Annotated in this window: 17 protein-coding genes and 1 pseudogene; 6 read left to right on the forward strand and 12 right to left on the reverse strand. The window is 60.6% G+C overall.

Features of this window, described 5'->3' with window-relative positions; translation table 11 throughout:
• From B9Z41_RS15400 to badH, 7 genes and pseudogenes are all read right to left on the reverse strand, one after another.
• A pseudogene (locus B9Z41_RS15400) lies at positions 1-122 on the reverse strand (electron transfer flavoprotein subunit beta/FixA family protein); the annotation flags it as partial.
• 15 nt (positions 123-137) lie between these two features.
• Positions 138-1,295 carry an acyl-CoA dehydrogenase family protein gene (locus B9Z41_RS15405; protein ID WP_100147971.1) on the reverse strand — a complete coding sequence of 386 codons (1,158 nt, stop codon included), beginning with the start codon at positions 1,293-1,295 and terminating at the stop codon, positions 138-140.
• Positions 1,296-1,319: 24 nt separating this feature from the next.
• Entirely contained in the window at positions 1,320-2,306 is a 987-nt protein-coding gene (locus B9Z41_RS15410; RefSeq protein WP_100148034.1) for a tripartite tricarboxylate transporter substrate binding protein, read from the reverse strand.
• A 76-nt stretch (positions 2,307-2,382) separates the two neighbouring features.
• Entirely contained in the window at positions 2,383-4,026 is a 1,644-nt protein-coding gene (gene aliA / locus B9Z41_RS15415; protein ID WP_100147972.1) for a cyclohexanecarboxylate-CoA ligase, read from the reverse strand.
• Between the two features lie 39 nt (positions 4,027-4,065).
• The gene (aliB, locus tag B9Z41_RS15420; RefSeq protein ID WP_100147973.1) at positions 4,066-5,223 is read right to left on the reverse strand and encodes a cyclohexanecarboxyl-CoA dehydrogenase; all 1,158 of its coding nucleotides are present in this window, start codon (positions 5,221-5,223) and stop codon (positions 4,066-4,068) included.
• Positions 5,224-5,249: 26 nt separating this feature from the next.
• The gene (badI, locus tag B9Z41_RS15425; protein ID WP_100147974.1) at positions 5,250-6,032 is read right to left on the reverse strand and encodes a 2-ketocyclohexanecarboxyl-CoA hydrolase; all 783 of its coding nucleotides are present in this window, start codon (positions 6,030-6,032) and stop codon (positions 5,250-5,252) included.
• Positions 6,033-6,091: 59 nt separating this feature from the next.
• Positions 6,092-6,859 carry a 2-hydroxycyclohexanecarboxyl-CoA dehydrogenase gene (gene badH, locus B9Z41_RS15430; protein WP_100147975.1) on the reverse strand — a complete coding sequence of 256 codons (768 nt, stop codon included), beginning with the start codon at positions 6,857-6,859 and terminating at the stop codon, positions 6,092-6,094.
• Positions 6,860-6,995: 136 nt separating this feature from the next.
• On the opposite strand from badH, the gene B9Z41_RS15435 reads away from it, so the two are divergent.
• The 6 genes from B9Z41_RS15435 (at position 6,996) to B9Z41_RS15460 (ending at position 11,933) form a co-directional block, all read left to right on the forward strand.
• Positions 6,996-7,502 (forward strand): MarR family winged helix-turn-helix transcriptional regulator, encoded by a 507-nt coding sequence (locus B9Z41_RS15435; protein ID WP_100147976.1) that lies wholly within the window; start codon positions 6,996-6,998, stop codon positions 7,500-7,502.
• On the forward strand, positions 7,499-8,545 hold the full coding sequence (locus tag B9Z41_RS15440) for a zinc-binding dehydrogenase (RefSeq protein ID WP_100147977.1): 1,047 nt from the start codon (positions 7,499-7,501) through the stop codon (positions 8,543-8,545). The genes B9Z41_RS15435 and B9Z41_RS15440 overlap by 4 nt, the downstream gene beginning before the upstream one ends.
• Positions 8,546-8,664: 119 nt before the next feature.
• On the forward strand, positions 8,665-9,627 hold the full coding sequence (locus tag B9Z41_RS15445) for a VOC family protein (protein WP_100147978.1): 963 nt from the start codon (positions 8,665-8,667) through the stop codon (positions 9,625-9,627).
• Positions 9,628-9,664: 37 nt separating this feature from the next.
• The gene (locus B9Z41_RS15450; RefSeq protein ID WP_100147979.1) at positions 9,665-9,892 is read left to right on the forward strand and encodes a recombinase-like helix-turn-helix domain-containing protein; all 228 of its coding nucleotides are present in this window, start codon (positions 9,665-9,667) and stop codon (positions 9,890-9,892) included.
• A 14-nt stretch (positions 9,893-9,906) separates the two neighbouring features.
• Positions 9,907-10,947 carry an aromatic ring-hydroxylating dioxygenase subunit alpha gene (locus B9Z41_RS15455; RefSeq protein WP_100147980.1) on the forward strand — a complete coding sequence of 347 codons (1,041 nt, stop codon included), beginning with the start codon at positions 9,907-9,909 and terminating at the stop codon, positions 10,945-10,947.
• A gap of 20 nt (positions 10,948-10,967) precedes the next feature.
• Entirely contained in the window at positions 10,968-11,933 is a 966-nt protein-coding gene (locus B9Z41_RS15460) for a PDR/VanB family oxidoreductase (protein WP_100147981.1), read from the forward strand.
• Positions 11,934-11,952: 19 nt separating this feature from the next.
• Here B9Z41_RS15460 and B9Z41_RS15465 read toward each other — a convergent pair whose 3' ends face one another.
• The 5 genes from B9Z41_RS15465 to B9Z41_RS15485 form a co-directional block, all read right to left on the reverse strand.
• Positions 11,953-12,294: a helix-turn-helix transcriptional regulator gene (locus B9Z41_RS15465; protein ID WP_100147982.1), complete on the reverse strand. Its 342-nt coding sequence runs from the start codon at positions 12,292-12,294 to the stop codon at positions 11,953-11,955.
• Positions 12,281-12,613 carry a type II toxin-antitoxin system RelE/ParE family toxin gene (locus B9Z41_RS15470; protein WP_100147983.1) on the reverse strand — a complete coding sequence of 111 codons (333 nt, stop codon included), beginning with the start codon at positions 12,611-12,613 and terminating at the stop codon, positions 12,281-12,283. The genes B9Z41_RS15465 and B9Z41_RS15470 overlap by 14 nt, the downstream gene beginning before the upstream one ends.
• 130 nt (positions 12,614-12,743) lie before the next feature.
• The gene (locus tag B9Z41_RS15475) at positions 12,744-13,520 is read right to left on the reverse strand and encodes an SDR family oxidoreductase (protein ID WP_100147984.1); all 777 of its coding nucleotides are present in this window, start codon (positions 13,518-13,520) and stop codon (positions 12,744-12,746) included.
• Between the two features lie 21 nt (positions 13,521-13,541).
• The gene (locus B9Z41_RS15480; RefSeq protein ID WP_369823353.1) at positions 13,542-14,579 is read right to left on the reverse strand and encodes a Bug family tripartite tricarboxylate transporter substrate binding protein; all 1,038 of its coding nucleotides are present in this window, start codon (positions 14,577-14,579) and stop codon (positions 13,542-13,544) included.
• Positions 14,580-14,590: 11 nt separating this feature from the next.
• On the reverse strand, positions 14,591-15,565 hold the full coding sequence (locus tag B9Z41_RS15485) for an MBL fold metallo-hydrolase (RefSeq protein WP_100147985.1): 975 nt from the start codon (positions 15,563-15,565) through the stop codon (positions 14,591-14,593).

The raw sequence follows: 15,565 nt of genomic DNA on the forward strand, positions 1-15,565 counted from the left end.
ATCTCGTCAAACGGGTTCATGCTCATCTTCACGTTCGCAATGTCCACGCCCGAGTTGTCCGACTTGACCCGGACTTTGACGTTGTAGTCCACCACGCGTTTGACAGCGACCAATGCTTTCATGGGAATTCCTTGTGATCAGGCGCGCAAGAGTTCGCGCCCAATGATGAGTTGCTGAATTTGGGTGGTGCCTTCGTACAGGCGTAGCAAGCGCACATCGCGGTAGAAGCGCTCCACCGGGTATTCGTTGATGTAGCCCGCGCCACCGTGCACTTGCACGCCCCGGTCGGCCACGCGACCCACCATCTCGGTACAAAACAATTTGGCGCACGACACGTGCATGGACACCTCGGGGTCAGACACCTGCGCGGGCTTGGCGTCAAAGCGCCGCGCCACGTCTTGCACCAAGGCCCAGCCCGCCAGCAACTCGGCTTGGCTATCGGCCAGCATGGCTTGGATGAGCTGAAACTCGCCAATGGCTTTGCCAAACTGCTTGCGGTCACGCGCATAGGCGGTGGCTTCTTCGAGAATGCGCTGCGCCATGCCACACGACACCGCCGAGATGTGCAAGCGCCCCCGATCGAGCACCTTCATGGCGGTTTTGAAGCCCTGGCCTGGCACACCCCCAATGATGTTGGCCGCTGGCACGCGCACGTTGTCCAAAATCACGTCGCAGGTTTTGGTGCCGCGTTGGCCCATTTTTTTGTCGGTCTTGCCCAGCGTGATGCCCGGCAAATCGGCCGGCACGATGAAGGACGACACCCCACCTGCGCCCGGCCCACCCGTGCGTGCCATCAGCGTGAAAGCGCCTGCGCGTGGCGCGTTGGTGATGTAGCGCTTGGTGCCATTGAGCACGTAGTGGTCGCCGTCCAAATCGGCGCGGGTTTTGAGCGAGGCCGCGTCCGAGCCCGCATCGGGCTCGGTGAGTGCAAACGACATGATGAGCTCGCCACTGGCCACGCGCGGCAAGATGTCGCGCTTTTGTTCAGGCGTGCCGTCCATCAAGATGCCTTGCGAACCAATGCCCACGTTGGTGCCAAACACCGAGCGAAAGGCCAAGGCGGTGCGCCCGATCTCGTAGGCCACTTGCACCTCTTGGCTCATGGACAAGCCAATGCCGCCAAACTCTTCCGGGATGGACAGGCCAAACAGGCCCATGGCTTTCATGTCTTCCACGATGTCGGCAGGCACCTCGTCGTGTTCTTCGAGGTGGTTTTCTGCCGGGATCAAACGCTCACGGATGAAGCGCTGCAAGGTGGGCAACAACAGGTCGAACGATTCGGTGTCGAGGGCCATGGGGTGGTGTCCTGAAAGTGAGCGTCAGTCGACGGTGATTTTTTGTTCGCGAATCAAGGTGGAGAGCACCTTGCCTTCATTGGCCAGCAAGGCTTTGAAGTCGGCGGTGTCCACCGCGGTGGCTTCGGCACCCAAGTCGCCGTAGCGCGACTTGACGGCAGGTAACGCCAAGGCCTTGGTCAACTCGCGGGTGACGCGGGCAATCACCTCGGGTGGTGTGCCATTGGGTGACCACATGCCAAACCAAATATCGAGGTTGGCGCCTTTGAAGCCTTGCTCGCCCACCGTGGGCACGTCGGGGAAGAACGGCGAGCGCTTCTCGCTCACCACACCTAAGAGCTTGACCTTGCCGGTGCGGATGTGTGGGAAGGCAATGCCGGGGTCGCACACAAAGTCGGCTTGGCCCGACAACACGTCTTGCAAAGCGGGGGCCGCGCCACGGTAAGGAATGTGCACGATGTCGGTGCCGGTAGCTTGCTTGAACAGCTCACACGCCAGGTGCGGGGGTGTGCCCGCGCCCGATGAGGCATACGACATCTTGCCCGGCTGCGCCTTGGCCATGGCCACCAATTCGTGTACGTCTTTGGCGGCGAGTTGTGGCTTGGTGACCAGGTACATCTGGGTTTTGCCAATGCCGGCCACGGGCGTCAGGTCACGCGAGGGCAGCAAGGTGGATTTGAACAACGAGGGGTTGGCCGTTTCCACCGAGGTGGGGGCAATCAAAAACGTGTAGCCATCGGGTGCGGCGCGTGCCACTTCAGCGGCAGCGATGTTGCCGCTGGCACCAGGCTTGTTGTCGATGACCACGGTTTGACCCAAGGTGTCGGTGAGGTTTTGCGCCATCAAACGCGCCAGCACATCGGTGGTGCCGCCAGGGGCAAAGCCCACCACGATGCGGATGGGTTTGGTCGGCCAGGCTTGGGCGTGGCTGGCCAGGGTGGTGCCCAGGCCTAGCACGGCCACAGCGGCCACGGTGAGCGCACGGCGCAGGGTGTTGGGGGTGTTTGTCATGGGTTTGTCTCCGTTGTAAAAATAAAAAGTCATTGGCAAGCGGTGTGCGCGCTGGGGGGTGTTGGGCTTGGCTGGCTCAGGCCAGCGAGGCACGCAAGTCCTCGCGCAGCTTGAATTTCTGAATCTTTCCCGAGGGCGTGGACGGCATACTCTCGCGCACCTCCAGGCGTTCGGGGATGTACTGCACGGCGATTTTTTGTTCTTTGAGGTAGGCCACGAGTTGCGGCAGATCAATGCTCTGGCCAGGCTTGGGCACCACCACCGCGCAGGCGCGTTCGCCCAAGCGTTCATCAGGGTAGGCCACGATGGCGGCCATGGCAATGGCGGGGTGGCGATAGAGCAGCGCTTCGATTTCGACCACCGGAATGTTCTCGCCGCCGCGAATGATCACGTCTTTGCTGCGCCCAGTGATGCGCACATAGCCTTGGGCGTCCAAGCGGGCCAGGTCGCCGGTGTCAAACCAGCCCTCGGCGTCGGTGCCGTTCCATTGCGGCCGCTTCAAGTAACCGCCAAAGTTGGAGCAGGCACGCACCAGCAATTTGCCGGGCTGACCTGGGGGCAAGGCGTGGCCATCGTCGTCCACCACTTTGAGTTCCACGCCGGGCAAAGGTGAGCCGTCGGTGGTGAAGGCGCGCTCGTCGGGGTCGTCGAGTTCGATCAAGGTCACAGCGCCGTTTTCGGTCATGCCCCAGGCCGAGACAATCTTGGTGCCCAGCACCGCCCGCGCTTGCTCCACCAGCGGGCCAGGGATGGGCGCACCCGCGCACAAGAAGGTGCGCAAGGTGGGCACGGCTTGGCCCGACTCGGCCACGTTTTTGGCGAGATCAGTGAGGAAAGGCGTCGAGGCCATGGTGAAGGTGCAGCCCTCCGCACGAATGAGGTCAATCGCCTTGAGCGGCTCCCACATGTCGAGCAAGACCGCCGACTCTTGCAACATGATGGGCATCATCAAGCCGTACATGAAGCCGGTTTGGTGTGCCATGGGCGAAGCCATGAGCACGATGTCATCGGCGCTCAGCTTCAAGCGCTGGGCATAGGGAATGATGTTGGCCATCACCGTGTTGGCCGTGTGCATGACGCCCTTGGGTTCACCCGTGGTGCCCGAGGTGTAGATGAGTTGGGTCACGTCATCTGGCGCGGGGCGGTGCTGGGTGAGGATGGCGTGGGCCTGCGGGTCTTGTTCCCACGCGGGGCCGCTGAGCAAGGCCTCGAAGCTGTTGGCGCCAGTGCCATTGACCACCACCACATGCTGCAAGTCGGGCAAGCTGGGTTGGAGGCCTTCGACCATCTGCTCGTAGTCAAAGCCACGGAACACCTTGGGCACGATGACCACTTTGGCTTCGCCGTGCTTGAGCATGAACGACAACTCACGCTCGCGAAAGATGTGCATCAGCGGATTGATCACCGCACCAATGCGCGAACACGCCAAGTAGGTGACGGTGAACTGCCACCAGTTGGGCAACTGGCAAGCCACGATGTCGTGGTGGCCCACACCCAACTTGCTCAAACCCACGGCCACGCGGTCGGCCATGGCGGCGAGTTCGCGGTAGGTAAAGCGCGTGACCACCCCACTCTCGGCTTGCACAGCGGTGACCGCCACTTTGTCGGGGCACTGGGCCAGACAGCGCTCCAAATCGTCGTTGATGGTGCGGTCGTGCCAAAAACCTTGGGCCACGCTGTGGGCGCGGCGGGGTGGGATGAGTACGGCGTCAAATTGCATGCTTGTCTCCTCGTGGGGTGGATGTTTTGTTGTCGATGCTCAGGCGGGCACGAATTGGCGGCCTGCCCGGGTGCGCGCAATGATGGTCTTCATGATCTGGGCGGTGCCGTCACCAATTTGGAAACCCAACACATCGCGCAAGCGTTGCTCCATCAGGCCACGGTCGTAGCCCCCATGGCCGTAGCACAGCAGGCATTGGTGAATCACGTCGTAGGCCAGCTTGGGGCCCCACCACTTGGCCATGCCAGCTTCGGCGGTGTGAGGCAGACCTTTGTCTTTGAGCCACAGGCCTTGCAGGCACAGCAGGCGTGCACCTTCCACCTCGGTGTCGAACTGCGCCAGCGGATGGGTGACGCCCTGAAAGGCCGACAAGGGTTGGCCAAAGGCTTGACGCTGGGTGATGTATTCCCAGGTTTCTTCTAAGGCCACACGGGCCACGGCCAGGCACTGCAAGCCGATGAGCGAACGCGAAAAATCAAACCCGTGCATGACTTGCACAAAGCCTTTGTTCTCGTCACCCAAGCGGTGGCTTACGGGCACGCGCACGTTTTCAAAAAAGATCGAGCCACGGCCAATGGCGCGTTGGCCATGGCAGTCGAAGCGGTTGGTGGTCAAGCCCGGGGTGTCCATGGGCACCAACAAAGCGGTCACGCCATGCGCACCGTCTTCGGCGCTGCCGGTGCGACCAAACACCACGGTGATGTCGGCTTGGTCAGCCGCCGAGATGGAGGTTTTTTCGCCGTTGATGACGTAGCAGTCGCCGTCGCGCTCGATCTTCAAACGCAGGTTGGCAGCATCCGAGCCACCGCGTGGTTCGGTCAGGGCGATGGCGCAAATGGCCTCGCCTTGGGTGAGTTTTTTCAGCCACGGGCCCACCACCTCGGGTTGGCCGTACTTCGACAAAATTTGGCCGTTCAGCGAGGCCAACAGGTTGAGGTACGAAAAGCTCAGGTCGGCGCGGGCAATTTCTTCGTGAATCACGCCGGCGGCCAAGCAGCCCATCCCCAAACCGCCAAAGGCTTCGGGCAGTTCGGGGCAGATGAAACCCAACTCGCCCATTTCACGCAGCAAAGCGCGGTCGAGCACGCGGGTTTGGTCGCGCTCTTGAAAGCCCGGCTTGACGCGCTCGTCGGCAAAGCGACGCGCGGTGTCGGCCAGGGCTTGCAGGTCGTCGTCGATGTAGGGATTGGGGTTCATCAGGTGTCTCCGACCAGTGGCTTGGCTTATTTGGCGTATTTGCGGAAATCAGGCTTGCGCTTTTCACTCAAGGCCTTCACGCCTTCGCGCGATTCTTCGGTGTCGTAGTACAGCTTGAGCGCGTACATGCCCATGCCGGCAATGCCGGCTTGATGCGCGGTGTCCATGTTGAAACTGCGCTTGGCAATGGCAATGGCGGTGGGGCTGCGTTCGCAAATCGTCTCGCCCCACTCTTGCACCGTGGCGTCAAGTTGGTCGTGGGGCACGCAGATGTTGGCCAGACCCATGGCCACCGCTTCTTGGCCGGAGTAGCGCTTGTTGAGGTACCAAATTTCGCGGGCTTTTTTCTCGCCCACCACGCGGGCCAAAAAGGCGGTGCCGTAGCCGGGGTCGACCGAGCCCATCTTGGGCCCGACTTGGCCAAAGATGGCTTTGTCCGAACAGATGGTCAGGTCGCAAATCGTGCACAGCACGTTGCCGCCGCCAATGGCGTAGCCCTGCACACGCGCGATCACGGGCTTGGGCACGTTGCGGATGGCGTCGTGCAGCTCTTCCATCGGCAGGCCAATGGTGCCGCGCCCGTCGTAGTTGCCGTCGTGGGCGCTTTGGTCGCCGCCGGTGCAAAAGGCGCGATCGCCCGCACCCGCCAGCACGATCGCGCCGATGTCGCGGTCGTAGCCTGCCTTGTTCAAGGCCTTGATGAGTTCGTCGCAGGTGGTGCCGCGAAAGGCGTTCATCTTGTCGGGGCGGTTGATGGTGATCCAGGCCACGCCGTTGCGGTTCTCGTACAGGATGTCTTCAAAGTTCATGAGGGTCTTTCTGAATGGGGGGTCTAGGTGTTGAGTGCCAAGGTGTGGACGGGGTGGGCTCAGCCATTCATGGTCAAGCCACCCGAGACGCTGAGCACTTGGCCGGTGATGAAGGCCGCGTCGTCGCTGGCAAAAAATGCAATCGCGCCGGGTAGGTCTTGCGGCTGGCCGATGCGGCCCAGAGGGATGGCGCGGGTGAAAGCCTCCATCAACTTCTCGGGGTTACCTGCGCCCTCTTTGTAGTCGGCAAACAAAGCGGTGTCGGTGGGGCCGGGACACACCACGTTGACGGTGATGCCGTGGCGTGCATGCTCACGCGCAATGGTTTTAGAGAACGCCACCAAACCGCCTTTGCAAGCGGCGTAGACGGCCTCGCCCGATGAGCCCACGCGTGCCGCGTCGGACGAGATGTTGACAATGCGCCCACTCTTGCGCGCCGCCATGCCGGGCAACACCGCGTGATGCATGTGCAGGGCACCTGTGAGGTTGATGGCGATCAAACGCTCCCACTGATCGGGTGTGGTTTTGGTGAAGGGCTTGAACACGTCCCAACCGGCGTTGTTAACCAACACGTCGATGGGGCCCAGTTGCGCCTCGGTGGCCGCCACCGCTGCGTCTACGGCGGCACGGTCGGTGATGTCGCACTTGAAGGCCACCGCGTGGCCGCCTGCGGCGGTGATGGCGTCGGCTACTTTTTGGGCGGCTTCTAAGTTCATGTCAAACACTGCCACCTTGGCGCCCTCTTGGGCCATGCGCTGGCAAGTGGCGCCGCCAATGCCACCACCGCCTCCGGTGACGACGACGGTTTTGTTTTTCATTCTTTGCATGGGTCTCTCCAGTTGAACAAGGTTGGTATGCTTGACTGACATTGCGCAAAGGTCTTTCGCGATATATGTCAATGTATTGACGTATATTACGCTTGCAGCATTTGACGCCGCAAGTCCTTTTACCGGTGAAAATACTATGGTTTACCCTGAAAAAAATGCCTCGACACGCATGGAATTGGCGAATCGCTTGTTTTTCAAGCTCTATCAATGTACCAATATGTTGCACAAAACAGGTACACGTGCTGTTGAAAATGAAGGGCTCACCACGCAGCAATGGGCGGTATTGGGTGCGCTGTCACGCCCCGAAGCACAAGGCGGGATGAGCGTGGGCGATTTGGCGCGTTACCTGATGGTGAGTCGGCAAAACCTGTCGGGCTTGCTCAGCCGCATGGAGCGCGATGGCCACCTCACGTTGGTGGCCGATGCACGTGATCGACGCGCCAAGCTGGTGACCATGAGCACACACGGTCGCAAGGTATGGCAACAAGACGCACAACCCAAGATTCGTGCGTATTACGACGCTGCGCTGACCGACTTTTCCACGGGCGACTTGACCCACACCTTGCACTACCTCCTCAAACTGCTGGGCAATATGGAGAAGATTGACGCGGGCACACCAGACGAGACGGGAGACAAACCATGAAAGCAGTGGTCATCACCGGACACGGTGGCAATGAGGTGGTGGAGGTTCGCACCTGCGAGCGGCCTGTTCGACAACCGGGCGAGGTGCTGGTGCGCATGGCCGCAGCCACCTTGAACCAGGTGGACTTGTACATGCGCAACAGCGGCGCGGGCATCACCCACCCACTGCCGCAGATCATGGGCTTGGATGGCGCAGGCACGGTGGAAGAAGTGGACGCCGATGAGCGCGTGCTCACCGTGGGTCAGAAGGTGCTGATTCACCCGTCCGTGACCTGTGGCCGCTGCGAGTTTTGCCAACGTGGTGACAACGTGTTGTGCACCCAAATTCAGCTGCTGGGTGAACACCGCCACGGCACCTTTGCCGAGTGGGTCAGCGTGCCCGCACGCAATGTGTTTGCCATGCCAACGGGCTTGAGCTTTGTGCAAGCTGCCGCGCTCGGCGTGAACCACATCACCGCCTGGCGCATGCTGGTGACCAAAGCACAGATCAAACCCTGGGAGACCGTGCTGATTTTTGGCATCGGTGGGGGCGTGTCGCTGGCGGCCATGCAGCTGGCCAAAGCCATGGGCGTGCGCGTGATCGTCACCTCTCGTGACGACAGCAAACTGGAGCGCGCCTTGGCACTGGGTGCGGACCACACGATCAACAGCCAAACGCAAGATGTGGCGAAAGCCGTGATGGCCCTCACCGATGGGCGCGGTGTGGACGTGGTGATTGAGAACGTGGGGCAAGCTGTGTGGTCAGCAGCCATGAAGTCGCTGGTGCGCGGAGGCCGCTTGGTGACTTGCGGTGCCACCAGCGGCGACCAGCCGCCTGCCGACCTGCGGCGCATCTTCATTCGGCAACTGCAAATTTTGGGCTCGACCCACGGCAACTTTGCCGAGTTCCACGACATGCTGGCGTTTGTGTCGCAACACGGCATTGAACCCGTGATCGACCACGAATACCCCATGGACCAAGTGCATGCAGCGCTGGACCGACTGGCGTCGCAACAGCAGTTTGGCAAAGTGGGGCTGGACTTACAGCGCATGGCTGAGCGGTAAGACAACCGGCGCCCACAACCACCAAAGCTTGACAAGCGAAAACAGCGTGGCAATAATCCAATCCGATTCAAACCAGAAACATTGTTTTACTAAAGAAACACGAAACGGACTGGACAGGTATGCAACTACTCGGCATTGATGAAGTCACTTTTGGCGCCAAAGACCTGGAGAAATGCCGCCAGTTCTTTCTCGACTGGGGCTTGTCGTTGCACACCGAATCGGCACAAGAGCTGGTGTTCACCTCGCTCAACGGTTGCCGTGTGGTGGTGGCCCACTCAGACAAACCAGGTTTGCCTGCTGGCGTAGAGCCTGACCCCACTTTGCGTGAAGTGGTCTGGGGGGTGGCTAACACCGTAGACCTGGAGAGCGTGCGTCAACGCCTTCACCAACAACCAGGCTATGTGGACCAAAACGGCCGCGTCGGCTGCACCGACCCCAATGGCTTGGCCGTGCGCGTACAAGTGACGCAAAAGCACGCCATCACCGTGGACTGTGCGCAGACCAACACGTGGAACGAACGCACGCGTATCAACCAAGCCAGCCCAGCGTATGACCGTGCCACACCGATTGAGGTGGGTCACGTGGTGTTTTTTGTCACCGATCTGGCAGCCACCTCGGCCTTCTACGAAACGCTGTTGGGCTTTGTGGTGTCTGACCGCTACCCCGGTCGCGGCCACTTTTTACGTTGCGCGCCCGAAGGCGGGCACCACAATTTGTTTTTGCTGCAATTGCCACAACCCCGCGCAGGCCTGAACCATGTGGCCTTCACCGTGCGCGATGTGCACGAGGTGTTTGGGGGCGGACTGCACATGTCACGTTGCGGCTGGGACACCGAACTGGGCCCCGGACGCCACCCCATTTCGTCGGCCATCTTCTGGTACTTCGTCAGCCCAGCCGGTGCGCTGGTGGAGTACTACACCGACGAAGACGAGTTGACAGATGCTTGGCAGCCACGCGAGTTCACGCCCGGCCCGACCGTGTTTGCCGAATGGGCCATAAAGGGCGGCATTGACGGCCACACACGACGCCAAAAAGATGCCGAAGCGCCCAGCGGACGCTTCATGACCGACAAACCTCGCTGACCTTATTTCAAATTCCTTTTTCCTTTGGAGAGATGTGATGCGCGCACTACCCCCCTTGTCCAACGAGACTCACCAACACCGATCAGGCCCACCCACAGCCTATGAAAATTTGCTGGGTGATTCACTGGAACGTGCCTTTGCCCAAGGCATTCACGAGCTCGACGCCTTGGTGGCGTATCTGAACACTGCGGGTCCCTCGGGTCCCGATGGGCAGCCGTGGACGAGCGCATCGTTCGAACAAGAAATGGCCCGCTTGGGCGCTTAAATCAGGAGCACTCCATGAACACCTCTGTCATGCATTTCCAAGCCGACCCTACCGAAGCCGTGTTGGCCGAAGGTCTGAAAGACCTGTGGTACCCCGTGTGCCCCAGCACTTTTGTGAAAGAAAGCCCCGTGTCGCTGCGTCGCTTGGGCTACAAGATCGTGCTGTGGCGCGACCAAGCTGGCAAGGTGCACGCACTGGAAGACCACTGCCCGCACCGTGGCGCACCGCTGTCGCTCGGCGTGATCTTGGGTGACCGCATCGCCTGCCCTTACCACGGCGTGGAAGTGCGCTGCGACGGCACGGTGACCCGTGTGCCCGGCAGCCCCGGCTGCAAGCTCGAAGGTTCACGCCAAACGCGCACCTTCCACACGGCTGAATCCAACGGCGCCATCTTTTTGTTCAATGCACTCGACCCCCAACTCGAAACGCCCCCACCCTTGCGCTTGCCCGAGCAACTGAGCTCGCCCGAGTGGTCCACCTTCATTTGCTACACCGAGTGGGGTTGCGACTACCGCTACGTGATGGAAAACGTGATCGACCCGATGCACGGTGCCTACTTGCACAAGCAATCGCACACCATGGCCGATGGCGAGTTGACCGCTGATTTTCAAATTCGACCCACCGACGAAGGCTTCTTCTTCGAGAAAAAAGGTCAACGCAATGTGAACTTCGACTGGACCGAGTGGATGGCCAACGACGCGCACTGGATGCGTCTGGAAATTCCTTATCCAAAGACCGGTGGCCCTGGCGGCAGCTTCACCATCATTGGCAGCTATGTGCCCATCACACGCGACGCCGCAGGCATCTTCTTCTGGCGTTGCCGCAAGGTCTCGGGCTGGCAGCGCAATGCATGGCGCTTCTTGTACAAAAACCGTCTGGAGGCACGCCACTGGCAAGTGCTGGAACAAGACCGCGTGGCCATGGAGCACATGGAGCCCGACGCCAACCAGCGCGAGCACCTGTACCAACACGACATGGGCATCGTGCGTCTGCGTCGTACCCTGAAAACGTTGGCCCAGCAACAACTGGACAAAGCCGCCGCTCAAAAAGCCTAATCAGGAACAGGAAACGCTGCATGGCCCAGACGCTGAACGCCTTTGTCCACACGCTGAAGTTCGAGGCCGAAGGCATCCTCAGCATTGATCTGCGGCCTGTGGCAGGCGGCGAGTTCCCGCCCTTTCCAGCAGGCTCACACATCGACCTGCACTTGCCTGGCGGCTTGGTGCGCAGCTACTCGCTGCTCAACGACTGTCGCGAACGCCACCGCTATGTGGTGGCGGTGCTCAAAGACAAAGCCAGCCGAGGCGGCTCACGCGCCGTGCATGAGCAACTGCGCATTGCCATGCCGCTGACCATTTCGGAGCCACGCAACAACTTTGCGCTGGTGGAAGACGCCGCTCACACGGTGCTGGTGGCTGGTGGCATTGGCGTGACGCCCATCTTGAGCATGGCGCAACGCCTGCACCAGCTGGGCTGCCCGTTTGACGTGGTGTACTGCGCGCGCACCCGTCGCAGCGCCGCCTTTGTGGCAGAAATTCAAGCCCTGGCGCCACAGGTGCATTGGCACTTTGACGACGAACAAGGCGGCCCACCCGATTTGCAAGCCCTGCTGGCGGCACGCCCTGGTGCAGGTGCCGCCCACACGCATTACTACGCCTGCGGCCCTGCCGTGATGCTGGATGCGTTTGAGCGCAGCTGCGCGGCCCTGGGCTACCCCCATGCCCACATCGAACGCTTCAGCGCCGTCGAGGTGGCCCCCGCCAGCGATGCACAACACACCTACACGGTGGAGCTCAAACGCTCAGGCCAAGTGCTGACCGTGCTGCCCGGTCAATCGCTGCTGGCCACACTGCAAGCCGCGTATGTGGACTGCAGCACCAGCTGCGAAGAAGGCATTTGCGGGGCCTGTGAAACGCGTGTGCTGGAAGGCACGCCCGACCACCGCGACTCGGTGCTCAGCCCTGCCGAGCAAGCCAGCAACACCGTGATGATGGTGTGCGTGTCAGGCTGCAAGAGCGCGCACTTGGTGTTGGATCTTTAAAAAAGTTAGACCCAAGGTGCTATGACACAACGCGGCGTGTCACGGCTTGGTCAGCGCGGTTTGCAGTGCGTGGGGTTGTCTTGCTGACCAATTTGACTTCCAACTTGCACCCCAAAGCTTCAGCGTACCTTGAGAGCGTGGCCAACGAGGGCGAATGTTTGCCGCGGCCAGACTCCATGCGCGCCACCGCTGACTGTGTCGTTCCAATTTTTTGAGCCACTTGCGCTTGTGTCAGTCCTTGTGCGGCTCGCGCCTTTAAAAACTCATCCAAGAGAGCGTATTGGTCCTGAAGTTTGTCAAATTCGGCCTTGACCTCGGCGTTGCTCAGCGCTTTGGCACGTAATTCTTTATGTGACTGCATCTCGCCATTCCTTCATCCGTTGACGTGCAATGAGCAACTCTTTGAGCGGGGTCTTGTCGGTCTTTTTGACGAATTGATGGAGCATGACAATCTTGCGTCCCACCAATATGCAATAAAAAACGCGCCCTAGACCTTCGCGTGATTTCAAACGCAACTCAAACAAACCCCCACCCATTGCACGCGTGTGAGGCATTCCCAAATCAGGCCCAAACACCAACATGCGATCTGTGCAATGGAAGTATCTGGCCAAAATACCTGCAGGCAATCCAAGCACTTCAGCTTGTAGTTTTTCGCTGTGGTATTTGATTTCCCAACCCATGCCTAATATAGCGTATTTGAGATTATTAGACTTACGGATATTTGAATGATTGAAGTTCAACGCCAAACTTTAGTCATTTCAAAACTCTCTCACGTAAGCCGTAACTAAGCAATCTACGTGAGCGCTGCCTTCAAACCCCAGCGAACGACCCGCCGTCGAGCAACACGTTCTGGCCGTTGATGTAGCCCGCGTGCACGCTGCACAAAAAAGCGCAGGTGGCGCCCAACTCGCTGGGTTGGCCCAAGCGATGCGCGGGGTGCTTGGCCAGGCGAGTGCTGCGCACTTCCTCCACCGTGCGGCCTTCGCGTTGCGCTTGGGCTGCAAAGTTGCCCGCCAGCCGTGCCGTGTCGAACGTACCCGGCAACAGGTTGTTGATGGTGACACCACGCGCCACGGTGGAACGTGCCAAGCCGGACACAAACCCCGTCAACCCACTGCGTGCGCCATTGGACAAACCCAAGCCATCGACCGGCGCTTTGACCGCACTGGAGGTGATGTTGAGGATGCGGCCAAAGCCACGCGCCATCATGCCGTCCACGGTGGCTTTGATGAGTTCAATTGGCGCCAGCATGTTGGCGTCCAGGGCTTTGAGCCAGATGTCGCGGTCCCACTGGCGAAAGTCACCAGGCGGTGGACCGCCCGCGTTGGTCACCAAGATGTCGAACGCGGGATGCGCCGCCAAAATACGTGCCCGTCCTTCGGCGGTGGTCACATCAGCGGCCACCCAATGCACAGCACCCGCGCCCAAGGCACGCAAGCCCTCTGCGGCTTCGCGCAACGGCGCTTCGGTGCGGGCCACGATGACCACCTCCACCCCTTCACGCACCAGTGCTTGCGCACACGCGAACCCCAGGCCCGCACTGGCGCCGCACACCAAGGCTTTTTTTCCGGCAATTCCTAAATCCATGGGGGGCTTTCTTGCTTTGTGTCAGTCGGCTTCGATGTGGCGGCTTTGAATGACGCGCCGCCAGGTGAGCGTTTCCTGACGAATGTGCGCTGCAAATTCGTCAGGGGTTTGGGTGGCCTGGGTCAGCCCTTGGGCATGCAGCTGCTCACGCACCGCAGGGCGACTCAAAATGTCAGCCGCGTCTTTGGCGAGTTGCGCCAACAGCTCGGAAGGCGTGCCACTCGGCGCCAGCAAGCCGTACCACGAGGTGACCACCACGCCCGAGACGCCTTGCTCCGCCAAAGTCGCAATGTCGGCCGCCACCGGGGTGCGCACGACGTCGGTCACACCCAAAGCCACCAGCTTGCCGCTGCGGATGTAGGGCAAGGTGGCGGGCAAGTTGCTGAACATCAAGGGCACGCTGCCACCCAGCACGTCGTTGAGGGCCGGGCCGGTGCCCTTGTAGGGCACATGCAACCAGTCGGCCCCGGTTTGTTGTTTGAACAACTCACCTGCCAAATGCAAGCCACTGCCTACGCCCGGCGAGGCATACGACAAGCTGTTGGGTTTGGCGTGTGTGAGGGTCATCACCTCTTTGAGATTTTTCGCTCCCAGGCCAGGGCCTGCCACCAGCACATTGGGCGCTTTGGCCAGCATGGTGATGGGGGCGAAATCCTTCTCGATCTGGAACGGAAAGTTGCGCATCAACGTGGGGTTGATGGTGAGGTTGCCCGCTGGCACCACCAACAAGGTGTGGCCATCGGGCTTGGCGCGCTTGACTTTGTCGATGCCTAAATTGCCTGCGGCACCGGCCAGGTTTTCCACCACCGCCGATTGGTTGTAGCGCTTTTGCAAGCCATCGGCCAGCAAGCGGGCCAAGGTGTCCACCGGCCCGCCGGGCGGGAACGGCGCCACCACCGTGAAGCGTTCTTGCGCCAACAATTTTTCTGCGCCAGACGTAGGTTGCGCGTGGGCAGACACGCCGAGCGTCAGCGCTGCCAGAGCGAAGGCACCTGCCATGACGTGTCGGCGCTTGCGCGCGTGCTGTGAGGCAAAGCGTGGGGTGAGGTAGAGGGTCATGCCGAGCAGTCTCATAAAACCAACTTGTCGTGGCCCACCACGATCTCGCCTTTGAAATGCTTGGCCGCCAGTTCTTGCCACACGGCATCGGGCACAGGCTCGTCGCCCGGCAACAGATGGGTCAACACCAAACGACGCACACCGGCTTGCGCGGCAATGCGGCCCACGTCTTCGACCGAGGTATGTCCGGCACGCAAAAACTGCGACAGCTTGGGTGGCACATAAGGGCGCTTGGCCAGCATGGCGTCTATGCCCGGTTCGTACATGGCTTCGTGTACCAAGGTGTCAGCACCACGTGACAACTGCACCGTGGCCGAGACGGGCGAGGTGTCGCCCGAGAACACCACGCTGGAGTCGGCTGTGTCAAAGCGGTAGGCCAGTGCCACCTCAAACGGCTCGTGGTCCACACGCGCTGCGGTGACTTTGACGCGCTCGTCTTGAAACACCACACCAGATTCTTTGATTTCGGAGACCGCAAAGCTGGCTTCAATGGGTTGACGTCCGGTGGCCTTGATACGGATGTCGATGTCTTCGCGCTGTAGCGCAATAGCCGCGTCGTGGATGCGCCGCATGGGCGGCGGGCCCAGCACTTTCATTTGACCCCGGATGCCCAAAATCCACGACAGGTTGACCAGACTCGGGTAGTCGGCGTTGTGGTCGGAGTGGTGGTGCGTGATGAACACCGCCGACAGATCGGGCAAGCGAATGCCCAGCTCGGTCATGCGTGCAATGGCACCGTAGCCACAGTCGACCAAGTAGACACGACCGTTCACACACAAGGCCTGGCTGCTCATCATGCGCGAGGGGTGCAACACGGGCCCAGCCATGGTGCCCAACAACACGATGCGCGTGCCTTGACGCCAATCTGGCGCAGCTGGCGTGGTGGGTGGAAGGGCTTGAGCTTTCGTTGTCAAAGGCCACAGACCAGTGCTGCCCAGGGCCGCAGCCCCGACACCAGCCATCCACTGCCGGCGCTGCATGCTCAT

Origin of the sequence: Limnohabitans sp. JirII-31, assembly GCF_002778315.1 — a bacterium.
In the GTDB taxonomy this organism is placed as follows: domain Bacteria; phylum Pseudomonadota; class Gammaproteobacteria; order Burkholderiales; family Burkholderiaceae_C; genus Limnohabitans.